This is a genomic window from Streptosporangium sp. NPDC020072, from assembly GCF_040631445.1.
Lineage (GTDB): Bacteria > Actinomycetota > Actinomycetes > Streptosporangiales > Streptosporangiaceae > Streptosporangium.
The window spans coordinates 1-20,349 of record NZ_JBEYAB010000024.1; the positions used below are offsets into that span (position 1 = coordinate 1).

Sequence of the window (20,349 nt, forward strand, 5' to 3'; positions counted from 1 at the left end):
TGGTGCGTTCGTGGCCTGGCTTGCCCGAGACGGGAAAGCGCCCTCCACGATTGGGCGGCGAGTCGCTGGCGTTACCGTCACCCTGCGGGAGCGCGGGGTGGAGGTGCCGAAGCTGGTGACGAAGAAAACCACGGAGCTGCTGAACGCCTACCAGCGGGAGTTGGACGAGGCGGGGGAGCAGCGTGGCCGGGGGGAGGCGCCGCTGGTGAGCAAGCGGGAGTTGCGGCGGCTTTCGGAGGCGTGCCCGGACACGCTGGCCGGCCTGCGGGATCGGGCGGCGCTCCTGGTGGGGTTCGGGATCGCGGCGCGCAGCGCTGAGATGGCGGGGCTGCTGGCGCGGGACATCACCGAGCACGAGGAAGGGCTGACGGTACACGTTCGGTACGGCAAGACCGGGGCTCGGAAGGTGGCGATCAGTCGGGGTTCCCATCCGCTCACCGACGCGGTGACGCACTGGCAGATATGGCAGGAGACAGCCCGGTTGGTTCCGGGCGGTCCGGCGTTTCTGCAGATCGGCCGGTATGACAACCCGCGCGGGAAGATGTCGGCGCAGGCGTTCAACTTCATGCTCAGCCGGGCGTGTGAGCGTGCGGGGGTGAGCCCGAAGACCTGGCATGGGCTGCGGTCCGGGCTCGCGACGGAGGCCCGCGCTGAGGGGCATGGTCTAGAGGTGATCGCCGCGCAGGGCGGTTGGAAGTTTAACTCCCGGGTGCTGGCCAATTACCTGCGGAACACGGACCAGTGGCGGAAGAACGCGACGAAAGGGGTCATGTAGACGGGTAGACCACTGGGTAGGTGTGGGGCGGGTCCGGCAGGTGACTGCTGGGGCCGCCCTGTTTTCGGTCCGTGGGTGAATGAGGTTTCCATATGGAAAGTTTTTCACCGGTCGAGGACGTGCATGTCGCGGCGGGCACGATGGGGCTGGTCGTGGACCCGCTGGGCGTAGTCGACGGCCTCGATCAGGACCCGGTCGACGGACCGGCGGGCGGCTCGGTCGATCGCCATGCGGGCGAGCACGCCGTTGGTGGGCCGGTACGGGCGGACCGGCACCCTGCGTCTGGCCAGCTCCTCCAGGACGAAGATTCGCCGTTCTTGTGCCTGGTTTCGGTTGGGGAAGGTCGTGCGGGCCTGCTCGTTGAGCTGCTGGTGGACCTGCAGGACCGCCTGGTAGGAGGTGGACAGGAGTGCGAGGCAGCGGTCGGCCGTGTCCGCGGTGAGGTAGAAGCTCACCGGGTTGAGGATCGGGGCGTGCGGGCCGAGGTTGCCTTGGCCGGCGAGTTTCTGCGCGGTGATGGCGCGGTCGACGTAGCGGGCGATGTCCAGGCCGCTGGGCGGGTGGCGGATGAGGGCCTCGGTGAGGGCGGCTATGGCGTCGGAGCAGGAGGCCGGGGGGCGGTTGTCGATGCCGAGAAAGCGCAGGCTGGGCGGCTTTCTTGGTGTGCCGGGCAGGGGGCGGTCGTCCAGGAGGCGGGAGCGCCAGCGGGTGAGGGTGGCGGCTTGGCTCTTGGTGAGGCGGCCGGTTGAGAAGTGCATGGGCGGGCGGTCGCTAGAGCTTTCCATATGGAAAGTTCATCAGGCGGGGCGAGAGGCCGCAAGTGAACGGGGGAAAGTGAATGGAGTTGCGGGCCTTTGTAACCGTGCGTACTGTCGTCGCCAGATTGGGTCATTTGCGCTCTGGGGGGAGAGCGTACGTGGCCCTTTCTGTTGTGGGGCTGGCTGCGGTGTTGGGGCTCTCGGGGTCCGTGCTTAGGTGTTGAGGGCCAGTGGCGGGTGGGGCGGCAATCACCCGCGCCGAACGATCTCCATGTGGGCGTTTTTCACCTATTGGTCGGGCTTATTCGTTTCCGGGCGACGCCCCACAATCGTCGCTGCGGCCCGATCTCGACCTTCCGCATATCTACCCGACCCCCCTAAAAGATCTTGTCTCAAATTCAAGATCACGACTGTTCCTCGGTAAACACCCAGCTCAAACCGCCCTCCGGAGACCCCATGCCGCTACACCTGGCCGACCGCATCTGGGGGCCACCCCAGATGAGCCGCGACCACCACGACGGTCCCACCTACGGCTGGATCCACCTTCGGGACGGTCTCTGCCAGGTACAGCTCACCCTCTACAGGGTCACCACCACCCGGCCCCGCTCCCGCCGTACCCGCATCTCCTGGGAAGTCGACTGGGAGACAGACCTCGACAACCCGACCTTCGCCCCCATCCCCGGTGACGCGCTGCCCGTGACCGAGGACGCTGTCCGCAACGGCACCTGGGACCTGCTGGCGTGTGTCCTGCTGCGCCACGAGCTCTACCTCAACCCCGAGCGCTACGGCCTCTCGGCGGCGACATGAAGACCGTGATCTGCGCCTATGACCTTCGCGAGGCCAGGGAGGTTCGCTACGAAGCAGGCCTTCAGCCGCACGAGGCCGTCTTCGTCTGCAGCACGCGCGACCTGCGTGGCCTGGGAGAGTTCAAAGTGATCACCACCCCTCGCTTCTACCAGCGCAGGGACGCCCGCGAAATCAACGAGATGATCGCCTTCATCCTGGCGTCTCACGCCCAGCAGCCGAAGGGGTGAAGGATGCCTCCCCATGACCCGGCCGCCCTGCTGACCGTGTACGTCTCGATCGGCAACTCCGACGACAAGCTCACCCAGCGCGAGTGGGCGCGCTTCGTGCAGGACACCGGCTACGCCGTCCACCGCCAGGCCCGCGAGGTCCACGGAGTGTGGCTGTCGCCCCCGGACTGGGAGTACCAGAACGCCTGCTTCTGCCTGGAGATCCCCCGGGATGAGGTGCGGTTCCTGAAGGCGGAGCTGGCCGGGCTGTGCGAGACCTACCGGCAAGACAGCATCGCGTGGGCCGAAGCACCGGCCACCGAGTTCATCCATGCGGGTCAGGCCCCATGATTCTGCGCGTACTCGCCGCCCTGGGATACCTGGCCACCATCGTCGCCGCGAACTGGGCGACCAGCCGCTACGGCATGATCGGAGTCGGCTTCGGGCTCACCGCCACCGCAGGGACGTTCGCGGCTGGTGGCGCTCTGCTCCTGCGCGACGTCGTGCAGGACGCCTTCGGCCGCGCCGCGGTCCTGGCCGTCGTCCTGGCCGGAGCCCTGCTGTCGTATCTGCTGGCCACGCCCGTCCTGGCGCTTGCCTCCGGTGCGGCGTTTCTGCTGTCGGAGACCGCCGACATGGTGGTGTACACCCCGCTGCGTGAACGTGGATTCGTCCGCGCGGTGCTGGCCTCCAACCTGGTTGGCGCGGTCGCCGACACGGTCGTCTTCCTGGCCTTGGCGGGGTTTCCGATCTGGGCCGCGCTGCCCGGCCAGCTTGTCGGCAAGGCCTGGATGACGCTCGTTCCGCTCGCCGTCATGCTGCTGGTGCGGGGGTGGCGGTGTGCTCTACCTCGTCAACCCCTGCAGCGCGGCGGTACGGGAGGCGATGCGGGCCGGGCTGCTCGGGCTGATCGACTCCCCCGCCCAGAGCATCCCCGTCCCGGGAGTGACCTGGGCCGCTGACAACGGCTGTTTCGGCAAGGGATACCCCGGCGACGACGCCTATCTGCGGTGGCTCACCGGCCGCTCCGAGCACACCGTCCGGTGCCTGTTCGCCACGGCGCCTGATGTGGTCGGCGACGCCGAGGCGACTCTCACCCGGTCAGCGCCGGTCCTTCCCCTGATCCGCGCGGCCGGATATCCGGCCGCGCTGGTCGGGCAGGACGGGCTGGAAAACCTCGAGGTCCCCTGGGGGACCTTCGACGCGCTGTTCCTGGGCGGCACCACCGGCTGGAAGCTTGGGTCCGGCGCTCGCGAGCTTGCAGCCGAGGCCGTACGGCGTGGCCTGCATGTCCACATGGGGCGCGTCAACTCGGGGCGGCGGCTGCGGTACGCCGCTGCGATCGGCTGCGCCTCGGCGGACGGGACGTTCCTGACGTACGGGCCCGACAAGAACCTGCCGAGGGTGATGCGCTGGCTCGACGCGCTCAACGGCAACCCGCCGCCCCCCTTCGTCGGGTAAGTGTCAACGCTTACGCAGGCGTTGTGACTCCTCGGCGTCGCACAGGTACCTGACCATGTGGGCGGCCCGCCTCGTCCGTTCGAGCTGTTCGGGCGACATCGTCTTCAGCCGCTCGTTCAGCTTCTCCTCCTGGCCGTTGTAGGCCCACCCCATCGCGCCCTGCGCGGCCCCCACCTCTGTCGCGTACCCGAAGGCTTCCGCGAGCTGGGCGAACGCGCTGTGCAGGGCTTCCTGCAGGGTCTTCGGCTGCTGCTCAGTCATTCGCCCATTCTGCCCCTCACCGGAGGTGACCCGTTGGCCCGTAAGCAGGCGCCCCAGGTGGTGCTGCAGTCCTATGCGTCGATTCCGATCGACCTGCTGGAGCCGCACCCGGACAACCCGCACAAGGGCGACACGGACGTGATCGCCGAGAGCATCGACGTCAACGGCTTCTACGGGGCGGTGATCGCCCAGGCCTCGACGAAGCGCATCATCGCGGGCCACCACCGGGTGCTCGCGGCCAGGAAGCAGGGCCTGAAGGAAGTCCCCGTCCTGCTGCTGGACGTCGACGACACCCAGGCCAAGCGCATCATGCTCGCCGACAACCGCACCGCCGAGTACGGCGGCTACGACGACACGGCGCTCGCCGCGGTGCTGTCGAGCCTGCCGGACATCGCGGGCACCGGTTGGACGCCGGACGACTTCAGCGACCTGGACGCGGCGCTGGCCATCGACACGACGATGCTGGAGCAGCCGCTCGCGCCGCCTCGGCCGCGCGAAGTCGAACCGACTTCGGCCGCGGCGCCGGCGGCCGCGGACCCCGGGGCGGACTTCCACGACGTCGGCGGCGACGACGTCGAGGACGACGCTTACGACGATCTCGACGGCGGCGACGGCGAGGGTGAGCCGGTCGAGCGGGCCTGGGGCGTCCTGGTGACCTGCGACAGCGCCGAGGAGCGCGACCGCCTGGCCGACCGGCTGACCGGTGAGGGGTGGCGGGTCCGTGCCGTGGGATGAGCCGCTGCTGGAGGTCGTCGCGTACGGCACCCCGGCCCCGCAGGGGTCCAAACGGCACGTCGGCAAGGGCCGGATGGTCGAGTCGAGCAAGAAGGTCGGCCCGTGGCGGGAGACGGTCAAGTACGCCGCCCTGGAGGTGCTGCCCGAGGGGTGGGTGCCGCTGGATCAGCCGGTGGCCGTGCAGATGGTCTTCACGCTGGCCCGCCCGATCTCGGCGCCGCGGCGCCGGGTCTACCCCGATCGGACGCCGGACCTGAGCAAGCTCGTGCGCTCCACCGAGGACGCGCTGACCGACGCCGGGGTGTGGGTCGACGACGCCCGCGCCGTGGAGTTCCTCGTCCGCAAGCTCTACACCGGCTCGCCGCACCCGGACGTGCAGCGGACGGCGGGCGTGGTGGTCCGCATCTGGAGCCTGGGGGGTGATGTGCGGTGACGGTGGGGATCGCCCGGCAGATCGAGATCGCGCAGCGCCGCAACAAGGCCGTGCAGATGCGGCTGGCGGGCATGTCGTACCCGGCGATCACCGAGGCGCTGGGCTACAAGTCCTCAGGCGCGGCCTCCAAGGACGTCACGCGGGCGCTGCGGGCGGCGTCCAAGGCGATGCAGGAGAACAGCGAGGAGCTGCTGCAGATCGAGATCGACCGGCTGGACCGGTTGATGGCGGGCTTGTGGACCAAGGCGATCGGCGGCGACACCAAGGCCGTCGAGACGATCGAAAAGATCATCTATCGGCGTTGCCAGCTGCTGGGCCTGGACCTGATCAACCGTAACGGCGTCTCGGACGGCGACGTCGTCTCCCTGCTGGGCACGCTGTTCGCGCAGATCCAGTCCCGTCACCAGCCGACGCTCGACAGCGAGGTCGTCTACGAACTGGACGCCGCCGAGGACCTCGAACCGGCCACCGAGGTCGACGAGGCGGAGGAGGGCGAGTGACGGCACCGGTCCCGTACTGGAGCCGCGACGGCCTGGCGCTCTACCTCGGGGACTGCCGCGAGATCCTCCCGGCACTCGGTGTGCAGGCCGATCTGGTGCTCACCGATCCGCCCTACGCCGACACCGATCTGGCGTGGGATGTGTGGCCGAAGGGGTGGGTCGCCGCCGCGGCGAGCGTGTCCTCGAGCATGTGGTGCTTCGGGTCGATGCGGATGTTCCTGCGGTTCGGCGCCGAGTTCGAGGCCTCGGGGTGGAAGTTCTCCCAAGACCTGATCTGGGAGAAGAACACCGGCACCAACCCCATGGTCGACCGGTTCCGCCGCATCCACGAGCATGCCCTGCACTTCTACCGGGGAAGGTGGGACGCGATCCGGCACGCCACCCCGCGCATCCGTCACCCGGGAGCCCGCATCGGTGTGATGTCCCGGCAGCGTCAGGGCCGCGCCGGGCATCTGGGCCACTACGGGCCCAGCATCTACGTCGACGACGGCACCCGCCTGCACAACTCGGTGATCCACCACCCGAACATGCTCGGCAAGGGCATCCACACAACCCAGAAGCCCGCCAAGGTGCTGCAGCCGCTGCTGATGTACGGCTGCCCGCGCGGCGGCCTGGTCGTGGATCCGTTCGCCGGGTCGGCGTCCACGCTGTGGACCGCGATGCAACTCGGTCGCCGCGCGATCGGCATCGAGGGCAGCGAGGAGATCCTGCAGCGCGCCGTGGACACGCTCGAGAGCCGCCCATGGTGACGGGGCCGCGGATCGGGTCGCTGTTCTCCGGGGTCGGAGGCCTGGACCTGGCGGTCGAGGCCGTCTTCGGCGGCCGGGTCATCTGGCAGTGCGAGCACGACGCGGACGCCGCCCGGGTACTGGAGCGGCGCTTTCCCGGCGTGCCGAACCTCGGTGACATCACCGCTGTCGACTGGGCCGCCGTACCGGCCGTGGACATCCTCGCCGGGGGCTTCCCCTGCACCGACACCAGCCAAGCAGGCAGAAAGGCGGGGATCGACGGTGCGCGCAGCGGGCTCTGGACGTTCATGGCCGAAGCCGTTCGCGTGCTTCGACCCGGCCTCGTCGTCGTGGAGAACGTCTCCGGACTCCGCCACCGGGGCCTCGACCGAGTTCTCGGAGACCTGGCCGAAGCACGGTTTGATGCGTCGTGGGCGAGCGTACGAGCTGCCGACGTCGGGGCGCCGCACCGGCGCGAGCGCGTCTTCATCCTGGCGTGGCCTACCGACGCCGAGGGCGTCGGACGGCACGAAGGGCAGCCCGAACCAGCACGGCAGCCGGGGGGACCTGATGCTGCCCTCGGCGGTGGTGCGGTTGCTGGCGACGCCGACGTCGAATCTGGGGACACGGGGCGGCTCGCAACCGCCGGCCAAGCGCCGAGCCGGAGGGCATTCGGTTTCCCTCGCTGACCAGGTCGAACATCAGAGCTTTGCTGCCGACGCCCACGGCCCGCAACTGCGGGGGGCCAAGCGTAGGCAGCAGGGGCGGCGGCCTGGACCTGCAGACGGTGGTCATGCTTCTGGCCGGGTGGAATGGGGTGAGTACGAGCCCGCGATCCGGCTCTGGGAGTCGGTGAACGGGCCCGCCCCGCACCCGGTGGAGCAGAGCGCCAGGAACAGGTGGCGGCTGGCTCCGGCGTTCGTGGAGTGGATGCAGGGCCTGACGCCGGGCTGGGTCACCGACCTGGGATTCTCCCGGCGGGCGGCGTTTCGGATGCTGGGCAACACGGTGGTGCCGCAGCAGGCGATCGAGGCGTTGCAGGTGCTGGCCGTGCGCCGCTACGGGAGTAGGGCCCGGTGACGGCGGCGACGTCGGAGGGGCGCAAGCCCACCCGGGTCGTGTCGCTGTCGCTCGCGCAGGAGCGATCCATCGCGGAATCAACGGCACGCATCAACCTGTGGTCCGGGTCGGTGCGGTCCGGTAAAACAATCGCGTCGCTTCTGCGGTGGCTGATGTATGTGGCGCGTGCCCCGAGAGGTGGGTCGCTGGTCATTGTCGGGAAAACAGCCGACACGATTTACCGGAACGTTTTCGAACCGCTCATGGACTCCAGCCTCACGGGGCCGGTGGCGAGAAAGATTTTCCATACCCGAGGCGCCCCGACAGCGAATATCCTCGGCCGCCGCATCGAGATTGTCTCAGCGGCCGACGTACGCTCCGAGTCCCGGCTGCGCGGTATGACGTGTGCCGGGGCGTACGTTGACGAGGCGTCGCTGATCCCGGAGGGGTTCTGGGACCAGCTGCTCGCCCGGTTGAGCGTGCCGGGCGCGCAACTGTTCAGCACAACCAACCCCGACGCCCCGAATCACTGGCTCCGGAAGCGCTTCATTCTGCGCCAGCACGAACTGAACATGAAGTATTTCCATTTCACGCTGGACGACAACCCGGCCCTGGATCCGGTGTACGTCGCCAACTTGAAAACGGAGTACACCGGCCTGTGGTATCGCCGCTTCATTCTCGGGGAGTGGTGCATGGCCGAGGGTGCGATTTACGACATGTGGGATCCGGACCGCATGATTATCGACGAGCTTCCGCACATCGAGAAATGGATCGGCGTGGGGGTCGACTACGGCACCGTCAACCCGCTGTCGGCGATCCTGGCCGGGGTGTCGGTGCCGGACCGGGCCGGGCAGCGCCGCCTGATCCTGACGTCGGAGTGGCGGTGGGACTCCAAGGCCGAACGCCGGCAGCTGACCGACGCCGAGTACTCCCAGCGCATCCAGGACTGGCTGGATGACATTCCGGACCCGCATGGGCCCGGCACGCAAGGCGTCCGGCCGGACTGGATCATCGTGGACCCGTCCGCCGCGAGCTTCGTGGCGCAGCTGCACCGCGACGGGATGGTGCCGACCCTCGGCGACAACGCCGTCCTGGACGGCATCCGCTGCGTGTCCAACCTGATCGCGGCCGACCAGCTGCGGGTGCACCGCTCGTGCGCCGGATGGCTCGGCGAGGTCGGCAGCTACTCCTGGGACGACCGGCGCGCGGAGAAGGGCGAGGACGCCCCGATCAAGCTCGACGACCACTCCCTGGACGCCAGCCGCTACATCCTCTACACCACCCAGGCGGTGTGGCAGCAGCTGCTGGAGCCCGTCCCGGTGTGACCTGACCCCACCCCGCCCCCTTGAGGGGCTGCGGGGTGGTTCGGCTCCGCGCGTTCGTCCCCGTCCGCGCGTCGAGCCTCGGTGGTCCTGGCCTGCCTCGTTGAGGGGCGGTGGCAGGCCGGGACCGCCCACCTGTCTGCGACTTCGCCCGAGGAGGGGTGCATGGCCGAATTCCAGTTCAACGTCGCGAAGGGGCGTTGCGCCGAGCTGTACAACCGCGTCAAGACCGGCGACCCGTCCACGGCCGCGCTGCTGGTGGTCGCCCTGGCCGCCACGGGCCTTGAAAGCGACGCCGTGCTGAAGGACTACGACACCCTGGCCCTGGTGCTGGCAGGCGCCACGGACGAGGTCACCAACACCGGTTACGCCAGGAAGGTGCTGGTCGCCGCGGATCTGGCGCCGCTGACGCCGGACGACGTCAACGACCGCGTGGACCTGGACATCCCCGACCAGACCTGGAACAACGTGCAGGCGGGCAGCGCCTGGGCGAAGGTCCTGATCTGCTACCGGCCGGCGACGGCGTCCCCGGACTCGGCGATCATCCCGATGACCTGCCACGACTTCACGATCACGCCGGACGGCAGCAACGTGATCCTGCAGATCGACCCGGCCGGGTTCTTCCGGGCGGCCTGATGGCGATCTACCGGGTGTACCTGGCGCCGGAGGGGGCGCAGCCCAGATCCACCGCGTTCCCGGCGTTCGTGAAGGCCAACGGGTCGGCGTTCGCGGTCAGCGGCCTGGCCTTCGACGCTGCGACCGCTGAGCGCACCGTGTGGAAGCTGGAGCCGTTCAACTACTCCAGCGGCGACCTGAGCGTTGACGTGGTCTGGTACGCCGACACCGCCACGTCGGGGGCGGTGCGGTGGGAGGTGTTCCTGGCGGCGATCACGCCGGGCGTCGACACCGACAGCGTCGAGACCAAGGCCATGAGCACGGGCGTGACCGCGGTCGCCTCGCATCTGGGCGGTACTGGAAAGCGGCTGCACAAGACGACGGTGACGTTGCCCCCGGCGCTGCTGGACAGCATGGCGGCCGGTGATGAGGTGTGGCTGCGGCTGGGGCGTGATGCCGCCGACTCCACCGACACCATGACCGGAGATGTGGTCGTGACCAGCGTCCGCCTGACCTACACCGGAACATAGGAGGGGTCGGGTGGCGGTCAGGTTTTCCGCGACAGGGCAAAGCTATTCGCGGACGCTGGGCGTGGCCCTGTCGGCGTTCACCGTGGCCTGCTGGGTCAAACTCGTCGCCAATCGCTCCGCGTACACCACCCTGTGGTCGCTCGACAACGGCACAGGTGATTTCTTTCTCCTGCAGACCAGCATGGCGGGCACGGACATGGCGGCCTGGGACGACGCGGGCCTGGCGCAGATCGTCCGCACCATGACGGTCGGCACCTGGTACTACATCGCGATCTCGGTCAACGCCGCAGACGGGGTAACCGTCAGCCGGGCCGCTGGGGACAACGCCTTCGACGTCGGCGGCTGGAGCGGCCAGTCCTCGGCCGTCGCCGACGCCATCCTCCGCATCGGTGACAGCCCTTACAGCGAAGAGTGGATGAACGGGACGATCGCGGCGGTCAAGTTCTGGAACGCCGCGCTGTCGCAGGCCGAACTGGAAGCCGAGTACGGACAGTACATGCCGGTCAGGACCACCAACCTGCAGGCGTGGTACCCGTTCCTGCGTCCCGAGACGGTCGACTACGCCGGGCGCGGCGCGGCGCTGGTGGGAGGATCGGGCGCCGCCCGGGAGGACGGGCCGCCGATCGTCTGGAACACCCCACCTGCGGTGTGGGCGCGTGCGGAGTCCACGCTGCGGGCGGTCGGGGAGAGCGGCACGGTTCTGCCTGTCAGCGCCGCCAAGGGGGGCACGGCCGGGCTGGTCACCGAGACCAGCGTGCTGGCCACCCCAGCCCGCAGCAAGAGGGCCGGGGTCGCGCAGAGCCTGGAGAGCGCCGTGGTGCTGCCCGCGCGGCCGTCCAAGGCCGGAGCGCTGGCGGCGGCGGCCGAGGCGGGGACAGCGACAGCGGTGACCCCCGCCAAGGGGCGTCGGGCGAACCAGGCCGTGGAACTCGGCACCGTCAGCCCGGTCGGCTCCGAGCAGGTCCTGCGGCAGGTCGTCGAGACGGCACTCGCGCGCCCGGCGGGGAGGGGCAAGTCCCGTACGGCGTCTCCGTCCTTCGAGGCCGGTACGGCACGGGCCGTCACCTCCGGGCGGGGCCGGATGCCGCAGCAGATCACCGAGCACGGCACCGCCGTCCCGGTGCACCGGGCCGGGCAGAAGATGATCGGCGTGGTCGTCGAGACCGGCAGCGCGCAACCGGTACGGCCCCAGCCTCCCCTCGTCGGCCTGCTGGGGCAGGTCGTCGAGGCGGGCACGGTAGGGCGGCTGCTGCGCCGTACGCCGCCGCTGCGGGCCGGAGCGCCGTACGTCGCCTGGCGCGCGGCCACACCCCACACCGGGCCACCGCTTTCCGGACGACTTCTGTAGGGGGTGCGGTGGAGCCGATCTCGTCGCTGAGCCGCCCCTACCTGTACATCCCCGTGGAGAACGCCTCCGGCGCCGAAACGGTGGAGATCGCCTTCACCACGCCGGGCGCCGAGCCGCTCGAGGCCGACTGGCACCCCGCCGAGTGGGCTTCTGTCAGCCGCCGCGGCGCGGAGGCGCGCATCCTCATCGGCCCCGGCGGGGCGGTCACCTTGGCAGGCGGCACCTACATGGCGTGGGTGCGGGTGACGAACGCCGTCGAGCAGCCCGTCCTGCCCTCCGGGCTCGTCCCGATCATTTAGGAGATCTCATGCCTGAGCGCCCGAGCGTGGGCAGTTTCGTTCACTATGTCAGCCGCGGAAGCGCGGACGGCATCTACCCCGCGGTGTGCCGTACGGCGGTCATCACCGAGGTCGACCCTGACGACGACGCCCGGGTCGGGGTGTGCGTGTTCAACCCCACGGGGCTGTACTTCCACCCCCTTGACCTCGGCGGGTGCGCGCAGGCCGAGGAAGGGCACCACGGCGGCACCTGGCACTGGCCGGAGCGCGTGTGACCGTCCAGGAAGCTCTCGGCAACGCCGAGCGGCTACTGCGTAACGCCGAACTCGAGTCCGACCTGATGCGTATGCAGCGCATGGAGTCCCTGGCCGACTCCTGGATCAGCATCGCCGCCCTGCTGAACGGGTGCGAAAGGGGGTGATGCCGCGATGGCTCTGCCTGACCGTGATCAGGAGTGGCCGCCGCCGTGGACGCGTTCGTCCGCTCGCCTGTATCTGCAGCACGGCGCCTGGTACTCCGGCGACCCTGATCGGCTGAGCAAGGCCTACGGCGCCGACGTGGTGCCCGGCATGGGGCTGGACCTCAAGGGGTGGGATCGGCCGCTGGCGGGCTCGGGCGGCTGGCTGGGCCGCATCTCCCGCTTCTTCTGGGGCTCCCCCACGCCGGCCGGGCAGTCCCGAAGTACGAAGCTTCATGTCCCGGTCGCCGGAGACATCGCCGCGACCTCGGCCGACCTGCTGTTCAGTGAGCCGCCGACGCTGCGGGTGCGGGGAAAGAAGGCCCAGACCCGGTTGGAGAAGATCCTGGCCGATGGCGGGGTGTACGCGATCCTGCTGGAGGCCGGAGAGCTCGCCGCGGCCTACGGCGGCGTGTACGTCCGGGTCGGGTGGGACACGACCATGGCGGACTACCCCGTGGTGGACGTCATCCCGCCGGACGCCGCGGTGCCGGAGTTCGTCTCCGGCCGCCTGTGGGCGGTGACGTTCTGGCGGGTCCTCGCCGAGGACAACAAGCAGGTGCTGCGGCACCTGGAGCGGCACGAACGCGGCCGGGTCCTGCACGGCCTGTACCTGGGTGACGAGCGGCGCTTGGGCATTCAGGTGCCGCTGACCGAGCACCCGGAGACCGCGCACTTCGCCGAGCTCGTCGACGCCGACGGCGGTTTCGACTCCGGATACCAGGGGCTGCTGGTCAACTACGTGCCGAACATGCGGCCCCACAGGAAGCTGCGCGGCACCCAGCTCGGCCGCTCGGACTACGACGGCGTCGAGGGACTCATGGACTCCCTTGATGAGACCTACACCTCCTGGATGAGGGACCTGCGGCTCGGCAAGGGCCGCGTGATCGTCCCCGACGTCTTCCTGGCCAACACCGGGCGCGGCCGAGGTTCCATGTGGGATCCGGACCGGGAGATTTACTCGGGGCTGGGGATGCTGCCGCCGCCTGGCGGGTCCAACGCCAGCATGCTGACGATCAGCCAGTTCGCGATCCGCGTCGAGGAGCATCAGCAGACGGCGCGCTCCCTGACCGGGCAAATCCTGCGCGGCGCCGGGTACTCGGTGCAGACGTTCGGGGAGGCCTCCGACGACCAGGCGGCCACCGCGACGGAGATTCACTCCCGGGAGCGGCGCAGCTTCACCACGAGGGCCAGGAAGATCGGGTACTGGAACCCGGTGTTGGCGTGGCTGTCGGATGTGCTGCTGACCATCGATCACGCGATCTACGGCACCAAGGTTGCCGGGGAACGCGCTCAGATCGAATGGCCGGACGGGGTGACGCCGGACCCGGAGATGCTCGCCCGCACCGTGAACCTGCTCAAGCAGGCCGAGGCCGCCTCCATCGAGGTGCGGGTGCGGATGGTGCACCCCGAATGGGACGACGACCAGGTCGAGGCCGAGGTGACCAAGATCCGGCAGGAGACCCAGCAGGAGCTACCCGACGTCGACTCCTACGACGAGGCGTATGTCCCGAACGCGCAAGACCTGTAGGGTAAGTGTCAACACTTACCCCTGGTTGAAGGGGGTGCTGTGGCTCCCTCTCGTGCGGCGAAGGTCGACCTGGACGACGCCCAGCACGCGCTGCAGGTCGCGCGCACCGTCTCGGGGATCTACCTGGACGCCGAGGACGCCCTGTTCCAGAGCCTCGCCGATCATCTGTGGAGGTCGGCGCGGGCCGCGGCCAAGGCCCCTTCCCGCAAGGCGAAGCTGGAGGACCTCCAGGGCCGGGCGGCGCGTCATGTGTCGGCGCGCAGACGGCGGGAGGTTCTGTCCGAGCTGCGTCCCCTGGCCGCCGATGGCCCGGATGAGCGGATGGTGCGCGAGTACCTCGAACGCCGCTCGGGTGAGGTCAAGGCGCTACGGCTGGAGGCCAAGAGCATCGTCGCCCGCCTGGAACGGCGCGTGTTCCCGGTGGTCGGCGGAGGCATCACCGCGGCGTGGCGGCGCGGGGTGCAAAGCGCGATCGACGACCTGAAGGACATCGGCGGCAAGCAGGGCGTCGCGGCCGGGCAGGGCGTGGTGGAGATGGCCCGCCAGATGGTCAAGAACCTGCGCAAGCGGCACATCTCGGCGTTGCGCACGATCGACGACGTGTACCAGGAGGTCAACCGCAACGTCATCGGGCGGGTCCTGGCCGGGGCCGAGACGGTCGAGGCGGCGGTGGAGCGGGAGCTGAAGGAGTACGCCCGCCGGGGGGTGCTGACCTTCGTCGACCGGGCCGGGAAGGTCTGGGACATGCCGACGTACGCCGAGATGGCGGTGCGGACCTCGGCGATCCGTGCGGCCACGGACGGGCACACCGCCACCTTGCGCGAGGCCGGGCACCGGTTCGTCATCGTGTCCATCGACGCCTACACCTGCGAGCGGTGCGCGCCGTTCGAGGGGGAGGTCCTCGCGATCGACGACGGCCCGACCGGTGAGCTCGAGGTCGAGCACTTCCTGACCGGCGAGCCGATGACGATCCACGTGCGGGCCACGGTGGAGTTCGCCCGCCGCGTCGGGTTCCAGCACCCCAACTGTGGCCACACGCTGGGCCTGTACACCCCGGGCGTCACCACCCGGCCGCAGCGTCCGGTTTCGGCGGCGACCTACGACGACGCCCAGCGGCAGCGCAGCCTCGAAAACCGGCTGCGCACCGCGAAACGGCAGGCGGCGCTGGCGCGCACCCCGGCCGGGCAGAAGCAGGCCCGCCAGCGCGTGCGGGAACTCGGTGAGGAACTGGACGCGCTGGCCGAGGACAAGGGACTGCGGCGGCGCCGGGACCGCGAGCGCGTCAAGGGCCTGGACAAGGCCGACGTCGAGGCGGCCCGGCAGTCACGGATCACGGTGAGCCGGGCCCGCCGGTCGGTCGCCGAGGCCTCCACGCGTGCCAAGGCCAGGCGGCAGGCGGCCGAACGGTCCCGCAGGCCTCCGGCGTCGTCGGGGTCGCGCCCCATGACGGGCGCTCCGCAGACGCCCGCACCCGGCGGCCCTGGGGAGGGCGGCGGGGCGGCGGGGCCGGGGTCGGGCGAGCCGCCGGAGGACGGCGGTAGCGCTAATTTCCGTACCGATCTTCCTCGAGGGCCTGACGGGGGCCACGACAGCGAAGGCGCCCGGGTGCCGCCCGGCGAGGAGGGTTCTGCGCCGGAGCCGGTGCTGTGGACACGAGACCTGCACGACCCGGCCGATCGGCCGCAGCCGTTCACGACGGCCGAGGTGGACGCCCGCACGCTGGTGCCCGAGGCGGACGGGTCGCTGGTCGTGGTCGTGGCCGGAGAGGTCGTCGGCCGGGTCCGGCAAAGCGCCGCCCAGCCGGGCCGGTGGCTGGGCCAGCACGTCGACCGCACCCAGACCGGCCGCCGCATGAGCGTCTCCCGGGAGGAGGCGGTCGAGCAGCTGCTCGACCAGGTCGACGCCCGCTGGCGCAGAGCGCACCCGGGCGCCGCCGTGGCCGACGACGGTATCCGCGACGAGCAGGCCAGACGGCAGGCGGAGAACGCCCGCCTGGAACGGCTGAACCAGGCCCAGCGCAGGGCCGGTGCCGCCGCTGACGCCGCCGCCGGGCAGGTCGAGGACGCCCAGCAGGCGCTGGAGCTGGCGCAGTCGCTGAACCTGCCGGACAAGGCCACTGACGCCCAGCGGCGCCTGGCGCGTGCGCAGGCCGTCGCCGGGCGCGCCAGGAGTACCTACGAGGAGGCCAACGAGGCCTTCAGGGCACACCGCGACGCCGTGCACGCCCGCCGCTCCGGCGGGAACGCGACGCCTCGGCCGGGCCCTTCCGGGCAGCAGGCCGCTCAGGACCAGGTACGGGAGCGCTTCGCCGAGCGGCGCGCGGCCGAGGAGGCGCGGCTGCAGGAGGCGCACGACGCCGCGCGCCGCGACTACGCCGCCCAGGCGCAACGCCTGCAGGAGGTGGTCGCGCAAGCCGCCCAGCGCCGTAAGGCCGAGGAGGAGAGGCTGCGGGAACTGGTGGCCGCTGAGAAGGCCCGGCTGCGTGAGCAGATGGGCGGCTTCAGGGCGGACATGGAGGCCCGCAAGGTGATGCTCGCCAACCGGGGGCCACTCACCGAGGCCGAGCAGGCGGAGAAGCAAGCCAGGGCCGACCTGGCGGCCGTCAAGGCGAAACGAGAAGGTCTGGCTCCCCAGCTGGAGAAAGACCTCAAGCAGCTACGTGGCGGCCTCGCCCGGGAACGCCAGGCCGCACTCCGGGAGCTCCACGCCGACAAGGCGGACACTCCCACGTCGGCCGACGAGCGGCCCGCCGAGGAAAAGCAGGCCAGGCGGGTCGACGAGCGGCCGGAGGAGGAGGCTGCCGGCAGCGCCGCGGGCAAGAGCGCCGCGGCGCAGGAGGAGCCGGTCTGGAAGCCGCCGATCAGCCCTATGACGGGCAAGCGGCTCACCAAGGCCGAGGTCACCAACCAGCTCGGCAGTTGGATCCGTACCACGCTCCTCAGCCGGTACCGGGCCGATCCGGCGGAGGCGACCGACCAGGAGATCCTCGAAGTGTGGGAGGACCTGAATCGCGAGGCCGAACCCGGCACGTACCTGGAGTTGATCACCCAGACGGCGGAGAAGTTCGAGCAACTCACCCCTATGCACCGGCCTGGTTACTACAAGGCGGTGTTCCGGGCCGTTCGTGGCAGCCGCCGTAAGACCCAGCGCTGATCGTCAGCCCAGGTTTCCCTGTTTCCCTGGCCCGTCCCGGTGGCGGGCCTTTCGTGTCCGAAGGGGCCATTCATGCAGCTCGATCGCGTGCTGCCGACGACGCCTGGTGCGCTGCTCGGCTACCGCAAGGACGGCGTGACGCCGATCTACCTGATCGCCGGCGGGTCCGGCGAGGATGACGAGGAGACCACCACCGAGGAAGTGGTCGTCGAGCCGGGCCCTGAGCCCGACCTGCCGGTCGGCGGTGAGCGGGAGAAGGCCAAGCCGGATGCCCGCACGATCGACGACCTGCCCTCGTGGGCTCAGAAGGAACTGCGGCGGGCACGCACCGACGCGGTGAACTACCGCACGAAGCTGCAGGAGGCGCAGGCGGCGGCGGACGCGGCGACCAAGGCCCAGGGGCCGAACGCCGAGGAGCTGATGAGCCAGGCGCAGCAGGACCTGGCCACGAAGATCGGCCAGGCGCTCGGGCTGCTGAAGGAGGAGGAGAAGCCGCTCGACCCTCAGGAGGTCATCAACCGGCTGACCTCCGAGCGCGACACCACGGCCCAGGAGCGTGACGCCGAGCGGGACCTGCACCGCCGGGCGATGGTCGAGCTGGCGGTGCACAAGGCCTCCGGCAAGCTCGGCGCCGACCCCGAGGCGCTCCTGGACAGCCGCAGCTTCCTGCGCAACATCAACGATCTCGACCCGGCCGCGGAGGGGTTCCAGACCTCGCTGGATGAGGTGATCACCTCCGCCGTCGAGCACAACCCGAAGTTCAAGGCCCAGGTGGCGGCTGGCCCGCCCGCGCGGTCTGGTGGCGACTTCACCGGCGGGTCCGGTGGGCGCAGCTCGGATCCGGAGCAGATGTCCATCGACGACTTCCGCGCACGGCGCAAGAAGAAGTCGTCCTCCTGAGTTTTAAGGAGAGGCCCACGTGCCTAACAACTTTCTGACGCCCACCGTCATCGCCAAGCAGGCGCTGGCAACGCTTTATGAGACCTGCGTCATGGCGCAGCTGGTGCACCGCGACTACGATTCCGAATTCGCCGCCCGTATCGGCGACACCGTGAACGTCCGTAAGCCTGCCGTGTTCACCGCGCACGAGTACACCCGGGCGCAGGGTATTCAGATTCAGAACGCCGAGGAAGACCACATCCCGGTCCGCCTCAACCACTTCGCGGACGTTTCCTTCGCCGTCACGACCGAGGAGCTGACGCTCGAAATCGAGGATTTCGGGGCGCAACTGCTCAACCCGGCGATGGAGGCCATTTCCCAGAAAATCGACAGGGACATCCTCGCGCTGCGCGACGACGTCCTGCAGGAGGTCGGTCAGACCGGCCAGTGGCCGTCCAACCCGGCGGGCACCAACACCTACGAGTGGCACAACCCGCGGACGGGTATCGACGCCCGCCGGGTGCTGAACCAGCGCAACGTGCCCGCGAGCGACCGGTATGCGGTCGTCGGGCCGGAGATCGAGGCGCGCTGGCTGGGCGACGACCTGTTCCTGCGGGCCGACGCCCGTGGCGACACCGACGGTCTTCGGGAGGCGTCTCTGGGCAGGAGGGTTTTCGGGTTCGACCCGTACCAGACCCAGAACATCAACATTCCCGCGCAGACCACGGGTAACTCCACCACGGAGGTCGGCGTCGCGTTTCACCGGACCGCTTTCGCGTTGGTGACGAGGCCCCTTGTTCTTCCGCAGGGCGCCGCGAACGCGGCCGTGGAGAGCTACAAGGGATTCGGCCTGCGGGTGGTCATGGACTACGACCTGGACAAGAAGCAGGACGTCGTTTCCATCGACTGCCTTTACGGCACGAAGACCCTCGACCCCAACCGTGCGGCCCTCATTAAGGGAGTCGACGTCGCGTAACCCGGACGGCATTGAAGCAATGCCGTGAATTTCTCTGGAGCCTGCCGAGCCTCGGCGGGCTTTCGTGATTTCTGGAGGACTTATGGGTTACAAGACCCATTCCATCGACGGAAAGATGGGCGAGATCAGCCTCGCCCACGTTCGCACGCAGACCAAGTCCGTCGTCATCCCCGCCGGGACCAACGGCACCTACGGCCTGGCCTGGCTGCCGGTCGCGGCGACCATCACGGCGGTGCGGATCTACCGCTCCGGCGGCTCGGCCGCCAGCGTGCAGATCAAGAACAACACCTCCGACGTGCTCGCCGCGCCGCTGGCCTCGGGCACCGACGCCTGGACGCAGACCACGACCGTGCAGAACGCCGCCGTCGCGGCGGGCGGCAGCATCCTGGCGGTGCTGTCGGCCGCCGCAGGCACCCCCGCCTCGGTGACCGTGCAGGTCGACTTCCTCATCGCGGTGCCCGCCTGATGTGGACCTACCGAAACAGCAGGACCGGGCAGACGGTGGAGCTGTCCGCCCGGTCGGTGCGGCTGGACGCGCTCGACAACTGGCTGCTCGTCGGCTCCCCCGCCCCCGAGCCCTCCGGCGAGGAACCCGCTCTGGGCGGCGAGGTTCCCCCTGACCCGCCGGAGGGCGGTGACGCCGCTGTTCAGCGGCTGATCGTCGTGCGGCCGCCCGACAACGCGCCCAAGCCCGCGTGGGTGGCCTACGCCGTCGCGCTGGGCGCCAACGAGACCGACGCGCGGGCCCTTTCCAAGGCCGCGCTGATCGAGGAATGGGGAGGCGACGATGGCGAGGACTGACCTGGCCGCTGTGGCGACGTCCCGGGCCGGAGTCGACCTGACGGCCGGACTCACCGCGGCGACGGTCGACGGGCACGCCTTCGCCGACAACGGCCGGATGCTGCTTGTGGTCAAGAACACCGACACCACCGCCAAGCAGGTCACCTTCGACATCCCGGTTCTGGTCGACGGGATGACGGTGACCGACCGGCAGGTGAGCGTCCCGGCCAACACCGGGCTGATGCTGTACGGGCCGTTCACGCCCGTCTACCGGCAGGCCAACGGCAAGGTCCACATCGACTACTCCGCCGTCACCGGCCTGTCGGTGAAGCTGCTGGAGGTCCCGGCGTCGTGAGGCCGGTGTATGCGACCACCGAGCAGTACGTCGCCTACGCCGGCCAGGACCCGCCCGCCGACCTCGAGCGCCGCCTGGCCAGGGCGTCGGAACGGATCGACGAACTGCTGCGCACCGCGGTCTACCCGATCGACGAGGCCACGCAGCTGCCCACCCGGCCCGAGCACCTGGAGGCGATGGCGCAGGCGACCTGCGCGCAGGCCGCCTGGATGCTTGCGGTCGGCGACGAGTACGGCGTGGCCGCCGCGTTCAGCGACGTGTCGATCGGGTCGGTGAAGCTGAAGCGCGCCGGAAGCGACGACGCGGGCCCGGCCCGGCACGCGCCCGACGCGGTCAGCATCCTGCAGCTGGCCGGGCTGCTGCCCGGCTACGTCATCGACGTCGGCGCCTGGTGAAAGGCGG

The 20,349-nt window shown here is 69.9% G+C and carries 28 protein-coding genes; 26 read left to right on the forward strand and 2 right to left on the reverse strand.

Annotation, left to right across the window (positions count from 1 at the left end):
• Window positions 1–775 (forward strand): tyrosine-type recombinase/integrase (locus ABZ470_RS39355; protein WP_362918025.1); only part of this gene is annotated, 775 nt, incomplete at its 5' end.
• Between the two features lie 104 nt (window positions 776–879).
• Here the strand turns inward: ABZ470_RS39355 and ABZ470_RS39360 are convergent.
• A complete protein-coding gene (locus tag ABZ470_RS39360; RefSeq protein ID WP_362918027.1) occupies window positions 880–1,533 on the reverse strand; it encodes a hypothetical protein in 654 nt (217 codons plus the stop codon).
• Between the two features lie 456 nt (window positions 1,534–1,989).
• Between ABZ470_RS39360 and ABZ470_RS39365 the strand changes: the two genes are divergently transcribed.
• Genes ABZ470_RS39365 through ABZ470_RS39380 form a run of 4 tightly spaced genes read left to right on the forward strand, consistent with a single transcriptional unit; the run spans window position 1,990 to window position 3,508 of the window.
• Window positions 1,990–2,340 (forward strand): hypothetical protein, encoded by a 351-nt coding sequence (locus tag ABZ470_RS39365; protein ID WP_362918029.1) that lies wholly within the window; start codon window positions 1,990–1,992, stop codon window positions 2,338–2,340.
• Window positions 2,337–2,567, forward strand: a complete 231-nt coding sequence (locus tag ABZ470_RS39370; RefSeq protein ID WP_362918031.1) for a hypothetical protein — start codon at window positions 2,337–2,339, stop codon at window positions 2,565–2,567. The genes ABZ470_RS39365 and ABZ470_RS39370 overlap by 4 nt, the downstream gene beginning before the upstream one ends.
• Window positions 2,568–2,570: 3 nt before the next feature.
• The gene (locus ABZ470_RS39375; RefSeq protein ID WP_362918033.1) at window positions 2,571–2,897 is read left to right on the forward strand and encodes a hypothetical protein; all 327 of its coding nucleotides are present in this window, start codon (window positions 2,571–2,573) and stop codon (window positions 2,895–2,897) included.
• Complete coding sequence (locus ABZ470_RS39380) at window positions 2,894–3,508, forward strand: VUT family protein (RefSeq protein ID WP_362918035.1); 615 nt, start codon at window positions 2,894–2,896, stop codon at window positions 3,506–3,508. The genes ABZ470_RS39375 and ABZ470_RS39380 overlap by 4 nt, the downstream gene beginning before the upstream one ends.
• Window positions 3,509–4,010: 502 nt before the next feature.
• Here ABZ470_RS39380 and ABZ470_RS39385 read toward each other — a convergent pair.
• On the reverse strand, window positions 4,011–4,268 hold the full coding sequence (locus ABZ470_RS39385; RefSeq protein WP_362918037.1) for a hypothetical protein: 258 nt from the start codon (window positions 4,266–4,268) through the stop codon (window positions 4,011–4,013).
• 33 nt (window positions 4,269–4,301) lie between these two features.
• Here ABZ470_RS39385 and ABZ470_RS39390 point away from each other — a divergent pair, with 33 nt between their 5' ends.
• From ABZ470_RS39390 to ABZ470_RS39490, 21 genes are all read left to right on the forward strand, one after another.
• Window positions 4,302–5,003 (forward strand): ParB N-terminal domain-containing protein, encoded by a 702-nt coding sequence (locus ABZ470_RS39390; protein WP_362918039.1) that lies wholly within the window; start codon window positions 4,302–4,304, stop codon window positions 5,001–5,003.
• Window positions 4,990–5,436: a RusA family crossover junction endodeoxyribonuclease gene (locus tag ABZ470_RS39395; RefSeq protein WP_362918041.1), complete on the forward strand. Its 447-nt coding sequence runs from the start codon at window positions 4,990–4,992 to the stop codon at window positions 5,434–5,436. Before ABZ470_RS39390 ends, ABZ470_RS39395 begins: the two co-directional genes overlap by 14 nt.
• Window positions 5,433–5,936, forward strand: coding sequence for a hypothetical protein (locus ABZ470_RS39400; protein ID WP_362918043.1), 504 nt, complete (start codon window positions 5,433–5,435; stop codon window positions 5,934–5,936). The genes ABZ470_RS39395 and ABZ470_RS39400 overlap by 4 nt, the downstream gene beginning before the upstream one ends.
• Window positions 5,933–6,685, forward strand: a complete 753-nt coding sequence (locus ABZ470_RS39405) for a site-specific DNA-methyltransferase (RefSeq protein ID WP_362918045.1) — start codon at window positions 5,933–5,935, stop codon at window positions 6,683–6,685. The genes ABZ470_RS39400 and ABZ470_RS39405 overlap by 4 nt, the downstream gene beginning before the upstream one ends.
• A complete protein-coding gene (locus ABZ470_RS39410) occupies window positions 6,679–7,353 on the forward strand; it encodes a DNA cytosine methyltransferase (protein WP_362918047.1) in 675 nt (224 codons plus the stop codon). Before ABZ470_RS39405 ends, ABZ470_RS39410 begins: the two co-directional genes overlap by 7 nt.
• A gap of 118 nt (window positions 7,354–7,471) precedes the next feature.
• The gene (locus tag ABZ470_RS39415) at window positions 7,472–7,744 is read left to right on the forward strand and encodes a hypothetical protein (protein ID WP_362918049.1); all 273 of its coding nucleotides are present in this window, start codon (window positions 7,472–7,474) and stop codon (window positions 7,742–7,744) included.
• The gene (locus ABZ470_RS39420) at window positions 7,741–9,048 is read left to right on the forward strand and encodes a PBSX family phage terminase large subunit (RefSeq protein WP_362918051.1); all 1,308 of its coding nucleotides are present in this window, start codon (window positions 7,741–7,743) and stop codon (window positions 9,046–9,048) included. The genes ABZ470_RS39415 and ABZ470_RS39420 overlap by 4 nt, the downstream gene beginning before the upstream one ends.
• Window positions 9,049–9,210: 162 nt before the next feature.
• A complete protein-coding gene (locus ABZ470_RS39425; RefSeq protein WP_362918053.1) occupies window positions 9,211–9,681 on the forward strand; it encodes a hypothetical protein in 471 nt (156 codons plus the stop codon).
• Entirely contained in the window at window positions 9,681–10,190 is a 510-nt protein-coding gene (locus tag ABZ470_RS39430; protein WP_362918055.1) for a hypothetical protein, read from the forward strand. Before ABZ470_RS39425 ends, ABZ470_RS39430 begins: the two co-directional genes overlap by 1 nt.
• 10 nt (window positions 10,191–10,200) lie before the next feature.
• Window positions 10,201–11,538, forward strand: a complete 1,338-nt coding sequence (locus tag ABZ470_RS39435; RefSeq protein WP_362918057.1) for a LamG-like jellyroll fold domain-containing protein — start codon at window positions 10,201–10,203, stop codon at window positions 11,536–11,538.
• 8 nt (window positions 11,539–11,546) lie between these two features.
• Window positions 11,547–11,837, forward strand: a complete 291-nt coding sequence (locus tag ABZ470_RS39440) for a hypothetical protein (RefSeq protein WP_362918059.1) — start codon at window positions 11,547–11,549, stop codon at window positions 11,835–11,837.
• Window positions 11,838–11,845: 8 nt separating this feature from the next.
• The gene (locus tag ABZ470_RS39445) at window positions 11,846–12,091 is read left to right on the forward strand and encodes a hypothetical protein (RefSeq protein ID WP_362918061.1); all 246 of its coding nucleotides are present in this window, start codon (window positions 11,846–11,848) and stop codon (window positions 12,089–12,091) included.
• Window positions 12,088–12,237, forward strand: coding sequence for a hypothetical protein (locus ABZ470_RS39450; protein WP_362918063.1), 150 nt, complete (start codon window positions 12,088–12,090; stop codon window positions 12,235–12,237). The genes ABZ470_RS39445 and ABZ470_RS39450 overlap by 4 nt, the downstream gene beginning before the upstream one ends.
• 7 nt (window positions 12,238–12,244) lie before the next feature.
• Window positions 12,245–13,804 (forward strand): phage portal protein, encoded by a 1,560-nt coding sequence (locus ABZ470_RS39455; protein ID WP_362918065.1) that lies wholly within the window; start codon window positions 12,245–12,247, stop codon window positions 13,802–13,804.
• A 39-nt stretch (window positions 13,805–13,843) separates the two neighbouring features.
• The gene (locus ABZ470_RS39460; RefSeq protein ID WP_362918067.1) at window positions 13,844–16,957 is read left to right on the forward strand and encodes a phage minor capsid protein; all 3,114 of its coding nucleotides are present in this window, start codon (window positions 13,844–13,846) and stop codon (window positions 16,955–16,957) included.
• Between the two features lie 72 nt (window positions 16,958–17,029).
• The gene (locus ABZ470_RS39465; RefSeq protein WP_362918069.1) at window positions 17,030–17,857 is read left to right on the forward strand and encodes a hypothetical protein; all 828 of its coding nucleotides are present in this window, start codon (window positions 17,030–17,032) and stop codon (window positions 17,855–17,857) included.
• Window positions 17,858–17,876: 19 nt separating this feature from the next.
• Entirely contained in the window at window positions 17,877–18,812 is a 936-nt protein-coding gene (locus tag ABZ470_RS39470; protein WP_362918071.1) for a P22 phage major capsid protein family protein, read from the forward strand.
• 82 nt (window positions 18,813–18,894) lie between these two features.
• Window positions 18,895–19,278: a hypothetical protein gene (locus ABZ470_RS39475; RefSeq protein WP_362918073.1), complete on the forward strand. Its 384-nt coding sequence runs from the start codon at window positions 18,895–18,897 to the stop codon at window positions 19,276–19,278.
• Window positions 19,278–19,613 carry a hypothetical protein gene (locus ABZ470_RS39480; RefSeq protein WP_362918075.1) on the forward strand — a complete coding sequence of 112 codons (336 nt, stop codon included), beginning with the start codon at window positions 19,278–19,280 and terminating at the stop codon, window positions 19,611–19,613. Before ABZ470_RS39475 ends, ABZ470_RS39480 begins: the two co-directional genes overlap by 1 nt.
• A complete protein-coding gene (locus tag ABZ470_RS39485; protein WP_362918077.1) occupies window positions 19,600–19,947 on the forward strand; it encodes a hypothetical protein in 348 nt (115 codons plus the stop codon). Before ABZ470_RS39480 ends, ABZ470_RS39485 begins: the two co-directional genes overlap by 14 nt.
• Window positions 19,944–20,342, forward strand: a complete 399-nt coding sequence (locus ABZ470_RS39490) for a hypothetical protein (RefSeq protein ID WP_362918079.1) — start codon at window positions 19,944–19,946, stop codon at window positions 20,340–20,342. The genes ABZ470_RS39485 and ABZ470_RS39490 overlap by 4 nt, the downstream gene beginning before the upstream one ends.
• The last annotated feature ends 7 nt before the right edge of the window (window positions 20,343–20,349 follow it).

Bases quoted from the DNA above. Each gene is read 5' to 3' on its own strand.
- ABZ470_RS39360 (WP_362918027.1), bottom strand. From the start codon at position 1,533: ATGCACTTCTCAACCGGCCGCCTCACCAAGAGCCAAGCCGCCACCCTC.
- ABZ470_RS39365 (WP_362918029.1), top strand. From the start codon at position 1,990: ATGCCGCTACACCTGGCCGACCGCATCTGGGGGCCACCCCAGATGAGC.
- ABZ470_RS39370 (WP_362918031.1), top strand. From the start codon at position 2,337: ATGAAGACCGTGATCTGCGCCTATGACCTTCGCGAGGCCAGGGAGGTT.
- ABZ470_RS39375 (WP_362918033.1), top strand. From the start codon at position 2,571: ATGCCTCCCCATGACCCGGCCGCCCTGCTGACCGTGTACGTCTCGATC.
- ABZ470_RS39380 (WP_362918035.1), top strand. From the start codon at position 2,894: ATGATTCTGCGCGTACTCGCCGCCCTGGGATACCTGGCCACCATCGTC.
- ABZ470_RS39385 (WP_362918037.1), bottom strand. From the start codon at position 4,268: ATGACTGAGCAGCAGCCGAAGACCCTGCAGGAAGCCCTGCACAGCGCG.
- ABZ470_RS39410 (WP_362918047.1), top strand. From the start codon at position 6,679: ATGGTGACGGGGCCGCGGATCGGGTCGCTGTTCTCCGGGGTCGGAGGC.
- ABZ470_RS39425 (WP_362918053.1), top strand. From the start codon at position 9,211: ATGGCCGAATTCCAGTTCAACGTCGCGAAGGGGCGTTGCGCCGAGCTG.
- ABZ470_RS39430 (WP_362918055.1), top strand. From the start codon at position 9,681: ATGGCGATCTACCGGGTGTACCTGGCGCCGGAGGGGGCGCAGCCCAGA.
- ABZ470_RS39445 (WP_362918061.1), top strand. From the start codon at position 11,846: ATGCCTGAGCGCCCGAGCGTGGGCAGTTTCGTTCACTATGTCAGCCGC.
- ABZ470_RS39455 (WP_362918065.1), top strand. From the start codon at position 12,245: ATGGCTCTGCCTGACCGTGATCAGGAGTGGCCGCCGCCGTGGACGCGT.
- ABZ470_RS39465 (WP_362918069.1), top strand. From the start codon at position 17,030: ATGCAGCTCGATCGCGTGCTGCCGACGACGCCTGGTGCGCTGCTCGGC.
- ABZ470_RS39475 (WP_362918073.1), top strand. From the start codon at position 18,895: ATGGGTTACAAGACCCATTCCATCGACGGAAAGATGGGCGAGATCAGC.
- ABZ470_RS39480 (WP_362918075.1), top strand. From the start codon at position 19,278: ATGTGGACCTACCGAAACAGCAGGACCGGGCAGACGGTGGAGCTGTCC.
- ABZ470_RS39485 (WP_362918077.1), top strand. From the start codon at position 19,600: ATGGCGAGGACTGACCTGGCCGCTGTGGCGACGTCCCGGGCCGGAGTC.